The organism is Psychrobacter sp. K31L (genome assembly GCF_017942195.1).
Classification (GTDB): domain Bacteria; phylum Pseudomonadota; class Gammaproteobacteria; order Pseudomonadales; family Moraxellaceae; genus Psychrobacter; species Psychrobacter glaciei.
This window is the reverse complement of record NZ_JAGKSC010000006.1, coordinates 1-16,917: the sequence shown is the minus strand read 5'-3', so window position 1 is coordinate 16,917 and position 16,917 is coordinate 1. Positions and strand designations below refer to the sequence as shown.

Annotated in this window: 15 protein-coding genes; 8 read left to right on the top strand and 7 right to left on the bottom strand. The window is 43.0% G+C overall.

Going from position 1 to position 16,917, the window contains the following annotated elements:
• Positions 1-152: 152 nt before the first annotated feature.
• Together J5X94_RS10340 and J5X94_RS10335 are read left to right on the top strand one after the other, a co-directional pair.
• Positions 153-1,721: a peptide MFS transporter gene (locus tag J5X94_RS10340; protein WP_210541207.1), complete on the top strand. Its 1,569-nt coding sequence runs from the start codon at positions 153-155 to the stop codon at positions 1,719-1,721.
• A 243-nt stretch (positions 1,722-1,964) separates the two neighbouring features.
• Positions 1,965-3,782 carry an aminopeptidase P family protein gene (locus J5X94_RS10335; protein ID WP_210541206.1) on the top strand — a complete coding sequence of 606 codons (1,818 nt, stop codon included), beginning with the start codon at positions 1,965-1,967 and terminating at the stop codon, positions 3,780-3,782.
• A gap of 88 nt (positions 3,783-3,870) precedes the next feature.
• On the opposite strand, the gene J5X94_RS10330 is transcribed toward J5X94_RS10335, so the two are convergent.
• The 3 genes from J5X94_RS10330 to J5X94_RS10320 all read right to left on the bottom strand — a co-directional run bounded on the left by J5X94_RS10330 (position 3,871) and on the right by J5X94_RS10320 (position 7,695).
• The gene (locus J5X94_RS10330; protein WP_189586130.1) at positions 3,871-4,731 is read right to left on the bottom strand and encodes a hypothetical protein; all 861 of its coding nucleotides are present in this window, start codon (positions 4,729-4,731) and stop codon (positions 3,871-3,873) included.
• 116 nt (positions 4,732-4,847) lie between these two features.
• Positions 4,848-6,224 (bottom strand): beta-ketoacyl-ACP synthase II, encoded by a 1,377-nt coding sequence (gene fabF / locus J5X94_RS10325; protein ID WP_210541205.1) that lies wholly within the window; start codon positions 6,222-6,224, stop codon positions 4,848-4,850.
• Between the two features lie 94 nt (positions 6,225-6,318).
• Positions 6,319-7,695 (bottom strand): anhydro-N-acetylmuramic acid kinase, encoded by a 1,377-nt coding sequence (locus tag J5X94_RS10320; RefSeq protein WP_210541204.1) that lies wholly within the window; start codon positions 7,693-7,695, stop codon positions 6,319-6,321.
• A gap of 117 nt (positions 7,696-7,812) precedes the next feature.
• Between J5X94_RS10320 and tyrS the strand changes: the two genes are divergently transcribed.
• The 4 genes from tyrS (at position 7,813) to J5X94_RS10300 (ending at position 11,012) form a co-directional block, all read left to right on the top strand.
• On the top strand, positions 7,813-9,024 hold the full coding sequence (gene tyrS, locus J5X94_RS10315) for a tyrosine--tRNA ligase (protein WP_210541203.1): 1,212 nt from the start codon (positions 7,813-7,815) through the stop codon (positions 9,022-9,024).
• Positions 9,025-9,117: 93 nt separating this feature from the next.
• Positions 9,118-10,248: an ImmA/IrrE family metallo-endopeptidase gene (locus J5X94_RS10310; protein ID WP_210541202.1), complete on the top strand. Its 1,131-nt coding sequence runs from the start codon at positions 9,118-9,120 to the stop codon at positions 10,246-10,248.
• Between the two features lie 17 nt (positions 10,249-10,265).
• Positions 10,266-10,787, top strand: a complete 522-nt coding sequence (locus J5X94_RS10305; RefSeq protein WP_210541201.1) for a DUF4411 family protein — start codon at positions 10,266-10,268, stop codon at positions 10,785-10,787.
• 3 nt (positions 10,788-10,790) lie between these two features.
• A complete protein-coding gene (locus J5X94_RS10300) occupies positions 10,791-11,012 on the top strand; it encodes a DUF1653 domain-containing protein (RefSeq protein WP_210541285.1) in 222 nt (73 codons plus the stop codon).
• A gap of 81 nt (positions 11,013-11,093) precedes the next feature.
• On the opposite strand, the gene J5X94_RS10295 is transcribed toward J5X94_RS10300, so the two are convergent.
• Entirely contained in the window at positions 11,094-11,930 is an 837-nt protein-coding gene (locus J5X94_RS10295; RefSeq protein WP_194620883.1) for an alpha/beta fold hydrolase, read from the bottom strand.
• 177 nt (positions 11,931-12,107) lie between these two features.
• Positions 12,108-13,091 (bottom strand): alpha/beta fold hydrolase, encoded by a 984-nt coding sequence (locus tag J5X94_RS10290; protein WP_210541200.1) that lies wholly within the window; start codon positions 13,089-13,091, stop codon positions 12,108-12,110.
• A 236-nt stretch (positions 13,092-13,327) separates the two neighbouring features.
• Between J5X94_RS10290 and J5X94_RS10285 the strand changes: the two genes are divergently transcribed.
• Positions 13,328-13,996, top strand: coding sequence for a hypothetical protein (locus J5X94_RS10285; RefSeq protein ID WP_210541199.1), 669 nt, complete (start codon positions 13,328-13,330; stop codon positions 13,994-13,996).
• Between the two features lie 24 nt (positions 13,997-14,020).
• On the opposite strand, the gene J5X94_RS10280 is transcribed toward J5X94_RS10285, so the two are convergent.
• Positions 14,021-14,773, bottom strand: coding sequence for an SDR family NAD(P)-dependent oxidoreductase (locus tag J5X94_RS10280; RefSeq protein WP_210541198.1), 753 nt, complete (start codon positions 14,771-14,773; stop codon positions 14,021-14,023).
• A gap of 158 nt (positions 14,774-14,931) precedes the next feature.
• Positions 14,932-15,591 carry a uracil phosphoribosyltransferase gene (gene upp / locus J5X94_RS10275; protein ID WP_189586156.1) on the bottom strand — a complete coding sequence of 220 codons (660 nt, stop codon included), beginning with the start codon at positions 15,589-15,591 and terminating at the stop codon, positions 14,932-14,934.
• Positions 15,592-15,861: 270 nt separating this feature from the next.
• On the opposite strand from upp, the gene J5X94_RS10270 reads away from it, so the two are divergent.
• Entirely contained in the window at positions 15,862-16,566 is a 705-nt protein-coding gene (locus tag J5X94_RS10270; protein WP_416346177.1) for a DNA glycosylase, read from the top strand.
• The last annotated feature ends 351 nt before the right edge of the window (positions 16,567-16,917 follow it).

The window sequence follows — 16,917 nt, the reverse complement described above, 5'->3', positions numbered from 1 at the left end:
CGAGTTTTTTTATGGGTATTTGTGTAATTTATAGCCAACTTTTTCTTTACTTGGCCATAACCAAGTGAAACAATATTCCGCCTATAATGACCGTTCATCTAAATAATTGGGGGTTTGGTCATTACTAATATGATCTTTAAAGGAATAAAGTTATGGGCATAGAAACACAATCAGGGGCTAGTGCGGCTGAATTGGAAGCGCTAGACAACGGCTTTATGGGGCATCCCAAGCCATTACGCTCGCTATTTTTTACGGAAATGTGGGAACGTTTTTCTTATTATAGTATCCGTCCTTTATTAGTCCTGTTCATGGTAGCAACGGTAGGCAGCGGTGGCTTTGGTTTTGATGAGGTCACTGCATCTGCTATCTATGGTATTTTTGCTGGTTCATTGTATTTAGCGGCAGTGCCGGGCGGTTGGCTAGCAGATAACTGGTTGGGGCAAGAGCGCGCTCTTTGGTGGGGCAGTATTATTATTGCGCTCGGTCATTTATGCATTGCGCTCTCTGCATTATTTGGCATGACGCTGTTTTTTGTCGGTCTGATGTGCATTGTGTTGGGTTCAGGGTTATTTAAGACCTGTATTTCAGTGATGGTTGGCGCTCTATATACCAAGGGTGATGTACGCCGTGATGGTGGCTTTACCTTGTTCTATATGGGCATCAATATTGGTGCGCTACTAGCGGCACTGATTGTCGGAATCTTTAAAGAAAAAGGCATGTGGCATGTCGGCTTTGGTGTCGGTGGTCTTGGGATGCTGGTGTCGTTACTCATCTACCGCTTTGCGGCGCAAAAAAATCTAACACGCTACGCAAAGGCTAAAGGCATCAGTGCTGAATGGGAACATGCCAACGGTCGTTATAAAAATATCGGTCGCTGGGTTGCAGGGTTTTTAGCATTGTTGGTTGCGGTTATTGTTTTGGTGTCTACGGGTATTATGCCGTTCAATCCTGAGATGGTCGCGCAGTATATGACTTATATCATTGCAGCCGTGGTGATACTGTACTTTGCTATTATGTTTATCTCACCGCGTTTAGATAAAACGGATAAGTTACGCCTGCTGATTTGCTTTATCTTAATTATCGGTTCAACGTTATTCTGGTCAAGTTTTGAGCAGCAGCCAACGTCTTTTAACTTATTTGCTGATCGCTATACCGACCTTAATGTCTTAGGATTTGAGGTGCCAAGTATTTGGTTCCAGTCATTGAACCCTTTATTTATTCTTATCTTAGCGCCAATCGTCAGTATTATCTGGGTTAAGCTGGCTAACCGAGGTCTTGAGCCGAGCAGTATGGCTAAGTTTGCACTTGGTATGTTACTTGCGGCAGCAGGTTTTTCATTGATGATTTTTGCCTCTAAGAGCATTTTAGCGCCTGGTGCTGGCTTAGCGTCGCCACTATGGTTGGTTGGTAGTTTATTACTATTAACATTGGGTGAATTAGCACTTAGCCCAGTGGGTTTGTCTGCAATGACCAAACTGGCACCAGAGGGCATGCAAGGTCAAATGATGGGACTTTTCTTTGCCTCTATTGCCATGGGTAACTTGGTTGCCGCTTTCTTTGGTGGTCATGTATCTGCTGATAAAATTGAAGGGTTACCGGGTTTGTTTACCACCATGACCATCTTTTTGGTGGCTACCGCCGTATTATTATTGGTATTAGCAAAACCTATCAATAAAATGCTCAAAGATAGCGAACGTGAAAAACAACTGGCCAAATCATAAAATAAGCTGATGTACATTTGTGAATAACAACAGCACAAGTGACGTATGACAAGACGTGTTACCATTATCGGTAGCACGTTTTTATTATTCTATTAAACCAGTTGTTTTCTATATTTAACTGACACATGAAACCATTCTAATCACCCAAATAAGACGGCTATCCATAGTCGCCTCACAGTAGTGTTTTTTTTAACTCTAATTTCTCCAAAATCAATTGCTCTACCTCTAATAAGGACACATCAAATGAATAAACAAACCATTCATGACCGTATTGACAGCTTGCGTAAAAGCCTAGCGACGCAGGATCTCACTGCGATTATCGTACCCTCTGCTGACCCGCATTTATCTGAATATTTACCAGAATACTGGCAATCACGTTTATGGCTATCAGGATTTACCGGTTCGGTCGGTACGCTCGTTGTGACTGCTGATTTTGCTGGACTATGGACGGATAGTCGCTATTGGGTACACGCCGCCGATCAGTTGGAAGGCACGGGTATTACTTTAGAGAAGCTTGCTCCAGGTCAGCCAAATCATATCGATTGGCTAGCTGAGCATTTACAAGAAGGCGATAGTGTCGCCGTCGATGGCAATGTGCTGTCTATCGCGGAGCAGGATCGACTGCTAAATGCATTTGATGTCAATGACATTACTTTGATCACTGAGCGCGATGTATTGACAGAGATTTGGACAGATCGTCCAGCGCTGCCAGCCGCCAAGTTATATGCTCACGATGAACAGTTTCTTGCTCAGTCTGCCACCTCAAAACTTGCCGCCGTGCGTGCAGGTATGGCAGAGGCAGGAGCGACGCATCATTTACTTTCAAGTTTAGATGACATCGCATGGTTGACCAACTTACGCGGTGCTGATGTTGACTATAACCCTGTGTTTTTGTCACATATGCTCATCAGTGAAAACGACGCGACGTTGTTTATCGATAGCAATAAAGTCAGTGCTGATATCGCAACAGCCCTAAAAGATAGCGGTATTACGATTGCTGATTATGATGCAGTACAAGAAGCATTGAGTACGCTTACGCCAGAAGATTTATTGTTATTAGATCCAAGTAAGGTTGCAGTCGGTACGCTATCGAAGATGGCAGACGATGTTGGCTTTATTGAGCAGATGGCACCAAGTACGTTACTTAAATCTGTTAAAGCTGATGCTGATATCGATCATGTGCGTGAGGCAATGCGTCAGGATGGTGCTGCCTTAGCTGAGTTTTTTGCGACATTTGAGCAGCGCCTAGCAAACGGCGAGCGTTTAAGTGAGCTAGATGTTGATAGCATGCTAATCGACGTACGTAGTCAGCAGCCCCACTATGTATCACCAAGCTTTCCAACGATTGCAGGTTTTAATGAAAACGGCGCGTTGCCACATTATCGTGCAACACCAGAAAAATTCAGCTACCTTGATGTGGCCGAGGGCGAGGGCGGGCTACTACTGATTGATTCAGGCGCGCAATATCAAAACGGCACGACTGATATCACTCGTGTGGTCGGTATCGGACAAGTAAGCTCTGAGCATAAAAGTGACTTTACCACCGTGCTCAAAGCCCATATTGCATTGGCAAAAGCGCATTTTCCTGACGGTATTGCCTCACCATTGATTGATGCCATTTGCCGTGCGCCTTTATGGCAAGCACAGATGGACTATGGTCATGGTACCGGTCATGGGGTTGGTTACTTCTTAAACGTCCATGAAGGCCCGCAAGTCATTGCTTATAGTGCCAGTACGCCAAAAGAGCGTGCGATGAAAGTCGGTATGATTTCAAGTAATGAGCCAGGTCTATACCGTGAAGGTAAATGGGGCATTCGCATAGAAAACCTAATGGTTAATACACCAGTGGCAAGCCCTACCGAGACAGAGTTTGGTAAATTCTTAAACTTTGAAACCGTTACCTACTGCCCGATTGATACGCGTTTGATTGAGTCGTCATTGTTGAATCAAGTAGAGATTGACTGGCTCAACGACTATCACAGCCAAGTTTATGCGGAGCTAAAAGACCGTGTCGACGGCGCAGCACTTGAGTGGCTAACTGAGCGTACTCAGGCTATCTAAAGTAAAAGCCTATATCTGCGCATTTAAAATAAAAAAATCCCCGTAAATTTTACGGGGATTTTTTTCTAAACAGCAGCATTTAGTTTTCTTATGACTTTTTACTAATCTCTAATTTATCCTGCTCACTTAAATGCTGAGTGACCTCTGCACGTAGCCAAGATTTTAGGTTTTCAGACATGAGCATCATCTGATCGCTTAGGTAGTCATCAATCTGCATTTCCAACTCGCGGATTAACTCTTGATGCGTTGCGCTCAATTTTGCGTCTTTTAATGCCAGCTTGATGGCAGTACTGGCTGTATCATTAATGGCTTTAATAGCGTTATCATTTTTAACGCTGCTATTATTATTGACTGTATTATCTTCAGCAGTGTTTGCATGCTCGTTGATGGTTTTATGGTTCGCCGTAGGATTTTCAGTAGCCACACTTTGGGTATTATTTTTTTCAGAGTTATCAGTGGCACTACTATTAACGTTTGCTTTGTCCGCAATATTTGTCTCGATCGCTGCTACTGACTTGTCATCATTGCGCTTATCAGCAGCTAGTATTGCATTCTTTTCTTGTTCTTTTTGCGCGGCTTCTGCTTCTTCGCGCAGTTTGGCCTCTTCTTTTAATTTAGCTTCTTCTTGGAGTTTGGCATCCGCTGCTGCTTTTATTTTTTGTTCTTCTTCGAGACGTTCTTTTTCAGCAGTGGCGCGTGCTTGTTCTTGTTTTTCCGTGATCGCTTTGGCAATCGCTTGCTCAGCTTCGTGGTTTTCATAGAGCTCATCGATATGAGCATCTAAATCATGGGTTTGAAATTCAAAGCTCTCAAAGGGTGTATCGCTTTGCAATAAAGTGGTGATATCTTTTAGTTCTTGGGTGATTGCTGCGCGTATAGGCTCAGGCGCACACGTCCAGCGCTGATAAAACTGATGGGAAAATGAGTAGCTTGACATGGTATCTTCCATAAATGTTCCAAAAATTACCCCTTATCATACGCAAGTACGATAAGGGGCTGCAAGTGGACAAACGTAGCAAATCTGACACCAAGGTTACAACAACGCGTGTTGTATGCTTTTATGCTCTAGTCATTGCTAGGCCAACGTGCAAAGACTAACGAGCCATTGGTGCCACCAAAGCCAAAGCTATTCGAGACAGCGTACTGTAGATTTTCGACTTTGCGAGATTGATTGGCGACATAGTCGAGGTTACAGTTGTCCTCCACATTATCCAAGTTAATGGTAGGTGGTACGTGTTGATGCTGTAGGGAAAGCACTGTAAATATGGCCTCAACACCACCAGCGGCACCTAGCAAGTGACCAGTCATTGACTTGGTCGAGCTGACTAGAATACTGTCTTTCACTGGGGCGAATACGGTTTCAATAGCAATTGATTCAGCGACATCACCGGCAGGGGTGCTGGTGCCATGAGCATTGACATAACCAACACTCGATGGCTCAATACCAGCATCGTGCAAGGCATTTCTCATTGCGCGTGCAGCACCATTGCCATCTTCTGGTGGCGCAGTAATGTGACCTGCATCATCACTCATACCGAAACCGACCAATTCAGCCAGTATGGTCGCGCTGCGTGCTTTGGCATGAGCCAAGCTTTCGAGCACGACCATACCAGAGCCATCACCGAGTACAAAACCATCGCGGGCTTTATCAAATGGACGCGAGGCTTTGGTTGGCTCATCATTGCGGGTCGAGAGTGCATGCATAGCACCAAACCCTGATATACCCAGTGGGCTTGAGCCTTTTTCACTACCACCAGCCAGCATCACATCGGCATCACCATAAGCAATCAGGCGTGCTGCAAGTCCGATCGCGTGAGTGGCTGTTGTACAGGCAGTCGATGTTGCGAGGTTGGGGCCTTTTAAGGTGTGCTTAATCGCCACCAATCCAGCCGCCATATTTATAATAGAGCCTGGAATAATAAACGGCGAAACTTTCAGCGCACCTTTTTCACGCAGGGTATCACGGCTGTTTTCAATGGTTTGAATACCGCCAATCCCTGAGCCTAAAATAATACCAAAACGCTCTTGGTCAACACCTTGTACAGGCGCATCAGCCGCGCTTATTTGGTCGATAAAGCCCGCGTTCTGTAGTGCCATGCTAGAGGCGGCGATACCATAATGAATAAATGCATCATAGCGACGTGCGTCTTTGGCATTCATATATTGTTTGGCGTCGAAGTCTTTGACCACACCCGCGATTTTTGCACGATATTCGGCAGCATCAAAATGGGTAATCGGTGCGATACCACTCTCGCCATTGAGCAGTTTCTTCCACGAGCTATCAACGTCTAGACCCAGTGGTGTAATGGCACCCATGCCAGTGATCACCACGCGCAACTCATCAGAGCGCTCGTAGTGAGGTGGTTTATGGCGCGGTTTGTGCGCCGAGGTTGCGCTAACCTGATCGGCTTGTGAGGTGGTTGAATTGCTGTGTTGGCTCATGCGATATATCCTGTACTTACGGTCCTAAGAGGATGTTATTTCGGAAGTCATTATAAAACACATAGGTGCACGTATGTAAACTAAAATTAATGGACTAGGCAAAGCACACTTGACCCAGCACCACGTTTTTACTTGCACCTGTCACTGCTGGCAAATTACCTGTTTCACCCATCAATGTCTGTCTCGCTAGCCATGCAAAAGCAACAGCCTCTACCCATGTTGGATCCAGTCCTAAGCTCGCAGTGGTTTCTACCGTGCAATGAGGGAGATATGCCTGCAAACGCGTCATCAAGTAGTCATTTAAGGCACCACCACCGCAGACGTATACCGAAGTATTTTCGTTAGCATCGATAAACTTATTAATTTGCGCACTCGCACTGATGGCTGTCAGTTCAGTGAGTGTGGCCTGTACATTTGCTGATGAATAACGAATGACCGCAGATGCCTGTTCGAATTTTTGTAGCTCGTCTTGCAGCCATGCTAAGTTAAAGTCTTCACGGCCCGTACTCTTAGGATAAGGTTTTGCAAAAAATGGATGTTCTAACAGTTGGTTCAGTAACGGTTCAATGACTTGACCAGATTGCGCCCATGCACCACCAGCATCATAATCTTTATCCGTATGTAACGCTGTCCATGCATCCAATAGTAAATTGGCAGGGCCAGTGTCATAACCTACAACGCCATAGCCAACGACATTATCTACAACATCGTCTGGTTGATTTGATGAGTTATTAGCAGTCGCTGGTAAGACGGTAATATTAGCAATACCGCCTAAGTTCAATAACACGCGCGTGCTATCAGGCGTGGCAAACAACGCTTGATGAAAGGCTGGAACCAGCGGTGCACCTTGACCACCGACTGCCATATCACGGCGTCGGAAATCGCTAACCACGCTGATGCCTGTACGCTCAGCAATGATATTGGCATCGAGCAACTGCAAGCTAAACCCCATCTGCGGACGATGGCGCACCGTCTGTCCATGACAGCCAATGGCTAGCACCAACTCTACATCGGTATCGGCTTGTGTTAATAAAGTATTGACCACCTCGCTAGCAAACTCACCATACTCACGGCTCGCCCAGCCGAACCAGTCAAGCTCGCTGTTTGGTTCGTCAGCGGTTGATGTCAATGCTTGGACACCATTGGGCTGACATAATGCTAAAAGCACTTCACGCAGTCGCGGTGGGAAGTCTTGGCTATAAGAAGCTAACAAGCGCATGGGCTGCTGAGCCTCGTCTTCATTACCAGTATCTGTACCGAATTGACAAAGAACGGCATCCATACCGTCCAAACTGGTGCCCGACATCATGCCGATATATAAGCCATCATCGAAGTTTTCAAACACAGTTTGCTCAAGTGCCTCAGTAAGTGTGGCATAATTTAAATCGTCAATATTTTCCAAGCTATTATCCAAATCACTGTCCATCTCTAAATCTGGACGAGTATCAGCAGTCGATGCGGGGTTGGTCATGGCAATTTACCTTAAAAAACGCTAGTATATCCGTCAAATTCTAACATCTTTTGACAGCGACGAGATTCTAAATCGCTCAAACGTTTAACCCTTAATAAAGACAATAAAGAGAGCATCATGACCACGCAAACTTACACCCTAGAAGAACAACTTGCACTTATCCAACGCGGTACGCAAGAAATCCTATCTGAAGAGGATTTAGTGGCGAAGCTTAAGCTAAACCGTCCATTGCGTATCAAGGCGGGCTTTGATCCCACCGCACCTGACCTGCATTTAGGTCATACCGTGCTGATCAATAAGCTCAAGCATTTTCAAGATTTGGGTCATGAGATTTATTTCTTAATCGGTGACTATACGGCCAAAATTGGTGATCCTTCTGGCAAAAACAGCACGCGTCCGCCATTGACTGATGAGCAAATCAAAGCCAATGCCACGACCTATGCTGAGCAAGTATTTAAAATTTTGGACAAAGAAAAGACTCGCGTGGTTTTTAACTCTGAGTGGTTCAATGACATGAGCGCCGCTGATATGATTCAGCTTGCCAGTCAGCAAACCGTTTCGCGGATGCTTGAGCGTGATGACTTCTCTAAGCGTTATGCCTCGCAGACCCCAATCTCTATCCATGAGTTTTTGTATCCGCTCGTGCAAGGCTATGACTCTATCGCGCTGAAAGCCGATGTTGAGCTTGGCGGTACCGATCAGACCTTTAACCTATTGATGGGTCGCACGTTGCAAGGTCGTTATGGTCAAGAGCAACAAGTATGTATCACCGTACCCATTTTAGAAGGGTTAGATGGCGTTAATAAAATGTCTAAGTCTTTAAATAACTACGTGGCCATTTATGATGCACCGGGTACGATGTACCAAAAAATCTTATCTATGCCAGATACGTTAATCCGCCGCTATTTTGAATTTTTAAGCTTTAAACCAATGGATGAAGTCGAAGGTTTACTAGCAGAAATGGAAAATGGTCGCAATCCACAAGAAATCAAACGTATTTTAGCCGAAGAGTTAATCGAGCGTTTCCATGATGCTGATGCCGCTGCCAATGCGCACAAGTCAGCCGGTAATGTCTTAGCTGATGGCGAATTGCCAATCGATTTGCCAGAAGTAACGGTAGATCTAGAAGGTCAGGATGCACTGTTTATCACTCAAGTACTCAACCAATCAGGGCTTGCGAAAAACAGCTCATCTGCCAAAGACATGGTAAAACGTGGCGTAGTAAAAGTAGATGGCGATGTGGTTGATGGTGGATTTAGTCTAACGTCTGGTCAGACAGTCGTTATCCAAGCAGGCAAAAAGGCTTATGCGAAAGTGACGGTGAGTTAAATTAAAATAATACATTTACAAACTTGAACTATAAATGGAGATATAATATTAACCATATCTCCACTTTCATTTGATTAGGAATTTTAGACATATATGGCAAGCCGTCAGCTAGTGACACATTCTCCTAAAGCTTTAATTCATTATCGAAAACAGATGTCGCTATCTGTAGATTTGCTTGCCAAGAAATCGAATACTAATTTGAAGAAAGTTCTCATAGGTGAAACAGAATCCGAAGTTTTCACTGTGAAACAGTTAGAGAGCATCGCTAAAACCCTCATTCTGCCTACCTATTATCTTACAATGGATAAGGTCTATAGTAAAAATATCCCAAAGTATATTGATCATAGGAACTACTCAGATAGAAATTCGGATGACGAGGATCTATATGAGCTAAATAAAATGATTAGTGAAGTTTATAAAGATAGAGAAAACTTATTACATGTATACGATGCTATCGAAGAAAGCCTTGGAGATTTCCAGTTAAGCTTATCAGGAAATAATGCACAGGAAGATGCTCAACGTATTCGAGATTTTCTAGACGTGGATAACGCTCGTTTGACTGTTGAAGGGAGCGACTACTATAAGTCATGGCGCTTATTATTAGAGAAAAAAGATGTTTTAGTTCTAGAGAAGTCTAGACTTAGTATCGGTTCAGAAGGTTTGTCTCTTTTCTATGATGTTTTACCTATTATAGTTATTATTACATCTGGTCAAACTCCATCGAGAAAGCTCTTTACTTTAATTCATGAACTAGTACATTTAGGTCTAAGACAAAGTGCTTTAGATGGCTATATTTTAGAAGCTGACAATAAAACTGAAAGTTATTGTAATGAAGTAGCAGGCCATGTATTAGTACCTACTTCAGTTATAAATGAAATTTATGATGAAAAAAAGCAGTTAATCGAGAATATTGAGCATATTCGAAAAGCTGTTAAAGTCAGTTATGATGCGATTGCTATACAATTAAAGCAAGTGGGAAAAATCTCACAGAACGACTTAAATACATATTTTGCTAATAAACAGAAAGAAATGGATGAAAAGGATAGTGGTTTTAGAGCTAGTTATAAAAAACATACTACCTATAATCACTTTGGTAAGATTTATATTCAGCAAGTGTTTTCAGCCGTTTGGGAGGATGCACTGAGTTTAGGTAGTGCCATGAGAATTCTAGGTATTGAAAAAATGAGTGATTTAGACCATCTAGAGAAGAAGGCCTTCACCTAATGACATTAATGTGTTGTGTGGATACTAATGCGTTGTTAGATATATGCTATCGTTATTACCCTAATGATTCTTTTGCAGGCCTATGGGATGGATTAGAGTCTGCTGTTATTGCAGGGCAAGTACGTTTTATTCAATCTGAGCATATTAATAAAGAAGTTGAAGGGAAGCTTACTCAGTTCGGCTATCCTAGAAAAAATTACGATGATTTCATAAGACGTCTTAAAGTAGATGTAATAAGAAACAGTGATTATGCTCAAGCTCTAATTAGCTTAAAAGGAGATTTAGCTAGTAATGTGCCTTTCATTACTAAAAAGCAAGGAACATTTCTAGACAATTTAGATGAAGACTTATCAAACATTTCAGTAGCATCTATCAAGAATGCGAAAGTCATTACTAGCGAACAGGGCTTTAATAAAGATATTACTAATCCAGTATTAAGCAAAAACACTCAATTAAAAATTCCTGATGTCTGTCGTTATAAAAATATTCCTTGTAGCAATTGGTTAGACGTCTTCACTCACTTAGGTATGAGGTTTTAAATTATCATAATATCCCAAGGTATCTACCGCCATTATAAAGGCAGCCTTTACCAAGTTTTGCATACCGCACAGCATTCAGAAACCGAAGAATCGTTAGTCGTTTATCGCTGTTTATATGGTGAATATGGCGTATGGGTAAGACCTTTAGCAATGTTTACAGAGACCGTCGAAGTCGATGGCAAAGTAATACTACGCTTTGAGCTTATTAAATCATTAGGGGATTAATGAATCAACTTCGTTAAAATCCACTGCCCAAATAAAAAGCGACCCGTTAAGGTCGCCTTTTTTATGTCTGTTAAATAATCATTAGCTATTCAAAAACGCAATCAATGTGTCATTAAATTCTTTCGCATGGGTCACATTGATACCGTGTGGACCACCTTCGACAATATGTAACTGACTGTCGGCAATCATATCGTGCGAACGTTGACCGCTAGCCTCGAATGGGACGATCTGATCGGCATCACCATGAATGACTAAGGTTGGTACGTCGAATTTTTTTAGGTCATCACGGAAATCGGTGTAGCTAAAGGATTTGACACAATCATAAGTCGCTTTCGCTGAAGCAAACGAGGCGATATCGCGATTGTATAAACGCATTGGTTTGCTGACCAACAGCTTGCCATCTGCTGGCGTAAAGAAATTCTTGGTAAAGTCGTTTAAGAAGGCGATACGATCTCCGCTTACGCCGTCTAAGAATTCTTGGATATCTGCTTCTGCTAAGGCCCCATCAGGATTGTCATCAGCTTTAAACAGATAAGGCGGAACGGCAGAGGCAAGTACTGCTTTGCTAATGCGCTCTGAACCAAATTTGCCCAGATAGCGAGCGACTTCGCCGCCACCCATAGAGAAGCCAACGATAGTAGCATCTGTTAAATCCAGCTCATCCATCAAGGCTTTTAGATCTTGTGCCAAAGTATCGTAATCATAGCCATTCCATGGTTTAGCAGATTGACCAAAGCCACGTCTATCATAGGTAATCACTTGATAGCCGGCTTCGACCAGTGCAGGAAGTTGTGCCTCCCAAGCGCGTCCACTCAGCGGCCAGCCATGGATTAATACCACAGGCTTGCCAGTACCTTGGACTTCGTAATATAGGTCGACAGATTGTTCATCTTGCTGTGCAACGTTAACGTAAGGCATAAGTTTTTCCTTTTAGAATTATTATTAAAAAGTATTTTATTTTAACGTTAATGCGCTTACGCAGCTAACGTCAGGTTTTTAGTATAAAAGGTGGATAGAACGATTACTATGACGGGTTGTACAGTAACAGTGTCGATTATAGAGTGGTTCTGTGACATCACAGTAAGTTGCACTGAGCTAGCGATTCTGCAAAAACTCTTTTAATACTCTATAAAATCCAATCGGCTCATCCAAAGGAATGGCATGACCTGCACGTGGCAAAATAACTTCAGTGGCGTTAGGCAGCATTTGGGTCACTTTCTGCTGCCATTTGGCGTCATAAAGTTTAGAGCGACCACCGATAAGATTAACCACAGGAATAGTCACTTTATCTATGGCACCCCGAAAATCGTAAGGTAAGACCAAATAGGCTTGCAAGCAGCGCATTTTTTGATGCCAAATGCTGTGGTCGTAAAGCGCGAGTGTGTGGTCGTTTTTATGAGTCATCGCTTGTATAAAAACTTTTGAACGCGTGCGATTGACGGATAACAAAGAAAACAGCCTTTCGACATCGGTTGCACGGCGCTTGAGCGCAAAGGGCAGATGGGCAAAGCTATTAGCATTAGCATTAGAATTCGCATAAGGTAAGGTCAGATCGATTACTTCTTGAAATATATCGAACACTTCTTGCTGCCGCGTGCCAAATAGCCCCCCTTGCCAGTCGTCTTGATTATGAATCGCTGGATTTTGATCAATATTAAGATAGCGACTGACCCTTGATGCGCCAAAACGCTCAAAATAAGACCACATGACTTGCGCGCCCATCGAAATAGCCGCCACTGGCAAAGCCTCTACTTGACGCCATTCACAAATTTTCTCAATCACAGCGTTGGCATCATCCGCATATTGACGGACAAAATCAAACTGTTCCATCGTGAGAGCTTTTGCAGCGCCAAAACCACGCAGATGCGGCAAATAAAATGTATATTTACCTGTCAATGCCAAGATAAAAGGCAAGAACTCGCGTGCATCCATCCCATAAGCATGCAGTATTAGCACTGGCGTGCCTTGACCAATGACTGAAACTGGCAGAGACGTACCGTCAGCAGCGGTAACCGTCAGCGTTTGCAACTGATAACGCGACTGGTAGCGACTGGGCAACGTCATTAAATTGGTCATCATAGCGTCGTATTTCCGTCATATATATTGTAATTAATTAGGGCATGTTGAACATTCAACATAAAGTATTTTTATCTTATCGATGAGAGCTTGTTATAGTAAAATCTGTGCTAATAGAACTTGTATTAATCAAACACAACTAAGCTGACCATAGCATAAAATGTATAGACAGTAAGTGACGCTTGTGATTAACAGCCATTATCCTAAACTTGAAATAAAAGAATAAAGGGGCGATGCTTATGAGTACACCGACACTGGCGTCACTGGATCGCAGCCTTTACCCACAAGTTTGGGAGCAGCAGACATTTAATGATGCGCACAGCTTATTGATAGCGATGTTAACGGGCAACATTAAGACAGATGCCAAGGCTTTTTCCGATGCTTTCACTAGGCAATTACTGGCCAATGATACTTATCAACAGTGGATTAACTTTACGGTATTTGGCGATTATCTGCAGCGTCAATTTATGGCTTTTTATCGGCAGACAGAAGACAGCTTTAATACAGATATGCCAGCGTTGTTTCGCCGAGAGCTCATACGTCATGCTCAGTATTTACCGCTTACGCAAATATTGTTTTTGGCAGGAGACATGCCCAAAAGCGCTCGTTTCGATAAGCTATTGACCACGACTGTGAATCCTGCCACAGCAGTCTTTAACGCACAGCAAGCACATAAAAAATCTGCTATAAATCGTTCAGTAGCAGTTATTAATCAGATAACCGTCGTCGGCAGGCAGGTGATGGGATTTCCCATACGTCATAATAGGCGTACTAGTGAGCGTACGCGCAATGAAGTATTGGTTTTAGATTTTCAGGAGTTGCGCTTGGTCAATGAAGAGAATGTCATCAGCAAAAAAAGAAGCAACATAGATGAGACTATGTTGCTTCGATATTATGAATTACGTTAATGAGCCGAAGGCTCGGCTAAAATTTTAAGAATCTTTCTTAGCAATCGTCAGCCCATTATAAGTTTGCGCAACTGGCATCACTTCCAAGCGATTGACATTAATATGAGCCGGTGATTCGATTAGCCATAATAAAATATCGCCAATATCATCGCCGGTCATGGTTTTAAAGCCATCATAAACCTTGGCGGCTTTATCATCATCGCCATGATAGCGGACGTTTGAAAACTCAGTGCCTGCGACATTACCCGGTTCGAGATTGGTCACGCGCACTTGGGTACCGATTAAATCCGCGCGCAGATTTAGACTGAATTGCTTGACGAATGCTTTGGTCGCGCCATAGACGTTCCCACCAAAGTACGGCCAACTGCCAGCAATCGAGCCGACATTGATAATATAACCGCTATCGCGTGCGACCATTGCTGGCAAGACCGCGTGAGTCAGCGCCATAAGACCTTTTATATTAGTATCGGTCATACGCATCCAGTCATCAAGACTGCTACTTTGTGCAGGTTCAGTACCAAGTGCCAATCCCGCATTATTCACCAAAACATCGATTTGCTTAAAACCATCCGGCAAGTCAGCAATGATTTGTGGAATAGAAGCCGTATCGCTCACATCCATCACCACAGGTAAGAATGATTCGCCCAATGTCTCTGCTAGAGCGTTCAGCTTATCAAGGCGTCTAGCACAACCAATCACACGATGACCATTAACGATCAGACGCTCTGCCAGCGCTTTACCAAAACCGGCGCTTGCTCCTGTAATCAATACATTCATTATCTATCCTTATCGTTGATGCTGTGTTTGTATCCTGATTTTTAAGACGACTGTTTGTCTTACCGTATATGTTTTGATTTGCTTGCATTAATTAATCACAATTGTCGCAACTACGGTTAGATAGTTACTTACTTGTTAGGTAATTACTATTTAGGCAGTTACTTATTAGCTAACTGTTTACCAAAGATTTTATCACCTGCATCACCAAGACCTGGAATAATATAACCGTGCTCATCCAAATGACTGTCTAATGCAGCGGTATAAATAGTTACGTCAGGATGTGCTTCATTGACCACACGCACGCCTTCAGGTGCGGCAACCAATACCAAAGCTTTGATATTGGTACAGCCATTTTTCTTTAGCATCTCGATGGTCGCAACCATTGAGCCACCAGTGGCTAGCATTGGATCAATGATCAGGGCAGGGCGTTTGTCCATGTGGCTGACGAATTTTTCAAAGAACGGCACTGGCTGTAAGGTTTCCTCATCACGCTGTAAACCAACCACAGAAATCTTAGCAGTAGGAATCAAATCGAGCACACCGTCCAACATGCCAATACCTGCACGTAAAATTGGTACAATCGTTGCTGTTTTACCGATAATTTGCTCACCAGTGATTTCACCACACCAGCCTTCCATTGGGAACGTTTCAATCTCAAAATCGCGGCTCGCTTCATACGCCATCAAGCGTGCAAGCTCTTTGGTCAACGTACGAAACTTATAAGTACTACAGTCTTTTTCGCGCATTAAACTGAGTTTATGACGGACTAGTGGATGATCGATTACCGTAATTTCTAAACCGCTATTTAAGTCGCTCATAAATACTCTCTTGGTTTTGGTCTGATGCTTGCGCAGTCACTGCGTTTGCTATTAGTATAAAAGATACAAACACTTACTACACTTCAACCCTATAGGTAACACAGTAATCATAAGCTTAGCGTTTCCATAATCGCAATCAAAGCAAAGATGGTTTAAGCCAATTAAATTATCATTTCCCTATCTAAGCCGACTATATGCCATGGTTAAATACGAAGTAGTGTTTAGGCCTGCTATGATACCAAAAAAACTGCTTTTCTGATGAAGAATCTTATGAACAATCAACCAGCGAACATTGAAGATGTAATGAATAATGCCAATAGTGCTAGCGCCTTATCCAAAACGAAGGCTGTAGAAGTAGAAACCCATCCGTTCGCTCCGGTGTTACCGCCAGATGCTACCGTGATGATGATGGGCACCTTTCCTCCGACTGCCGATAAATGGGCAATGAGCTTTCACTATCCGAATTTTTATAATGATATGTGGCGTATCTATGGCAGCGTATTTTTTGACGATATTGATTATTTCAGAGTAGGGGATGAGAAGCGCTTTGATCCTGAGCGTATCCGCGACTTTATGTTTGAGCGTGGCATAGCTTCTTGTCCGACAGTAAAACAAGCGATTCGTGAAACCGGCAATGCCTCAGATAAAAATTTAACGGTTGTGACCACTGTCGACCTAGATAATATCTTGCCGCAAGTGCCAAAGGTTCATACGTTGTTTACCACAGGCGGTAAGGCGACTGAGGTATTGCTCAACTTATTGGCCGAACCACCAGCTAAGTCCAAATATCCTAAGACCAATCAAAATATGGATTATCCCTATCAATGGCAAAACGATGAGGCAGTGTTAAGAGCTAATAGAGTAAATGAACTAACGCTATATCGATTGCCTTCTACTTCGCGTGCTTATCCTTTAGCACTAGATAAAAAGATAACGGCTTATAAGGATTTCTTTGAGAAGGTAGGGAAGCTATAAAAGCATCGTATATAGAAGGGGGCTATATAGAAGCTCCGACTAAATTTAAGGAAAAGCGTTATTCTTGGTAAAGGAAAAGTTATTTTTAGTGCTAACCAACTGATAAATAGATGGTATTAATTATAAAATTAGATAGTACTCAAAATAGAAGACAAACCCCTTGACCCAGTCTTAAAACCCCGTATAATGCGCCCTAGTTGAAAGGGAAGGCTGTTTAGAATGAGTGATGAGACATTTGCTTGAAACTAAATAGAAATTACCTCTTGACACAGAGTTTAAAGCGTCTATAATACGCCCTCATCAAGACGAGCTGGAAGTAACTAGTGTGTAGATTACACATTAATAACCCAG